The sequence below is a fragment of the Idiomarina aminovorans genome, assembly GCF_023155095.1.
Taxonomy (GTDB): domain Bacteria; phylum Pseudomonadota; class Gammaproteobacteria; order Enterobacterales; family Alteromonadaceae; genus Idiomarina; species Idiomarina aminovorans.
This window is the reverse complement of the sequence record NZ_JAKNDA010000025.1, coordinates 1-323: the sequence shown is the minus strand read 5'-3', so window position 1 is coordinate 323 and position 323 is coordinate 1. Positions and strand designations below refer to the sequence as shown.

At 49.5% G+C, this 323-nt stretch carries 1 tRNA gene and 1 rRNA gene; both read left to right on the top strand.

Annotated features, from left to right (window positions below):
- Positions 1-88: ribosomal RNA gene (locus tag L8G48_RS13360) — 16S ribosomal RNA — on the top strand; the annotation flags it as partial.
- A 121-nt stretch (positions 89-209) separates the two neighbouring features.
- A tRNA-Ile gene (locus L8G48_RS13355) sits at positions 210-286 on the top strand.
- Positions 287-323: the final 37 nt, after the last annotated feature.

The window sequence follows — 323 nt, the reverse complement described above, 5'->3', positions numbered from 1 at the left end:
GAGAACGATCACCACGGTGTGGTTCATGACTGGGGTGAAGTCGTAACAAGGTAGCCGTAGGGGAACCTGCGGCTGGATCACCTCCTTACAACGATTGCTTAACTTTTGTGTACACAAAAAATTGCGTCCTGAATTTTTTGTATACCCCACATCCGTGTGGGTAAGTGCTCACACAGATTGTTTGGCTTGATATTAGAAGAGAAGAAACTGGGTCTGTAGCTCAGCTGGTTAGAGCGCACCCCTGATAAGGGTGAGGTCGGCAGTTCAAGTCTGCCCAGACCCACCAAATTCACGCGATGGCTGCGTTGGAGAACAACTCGCAT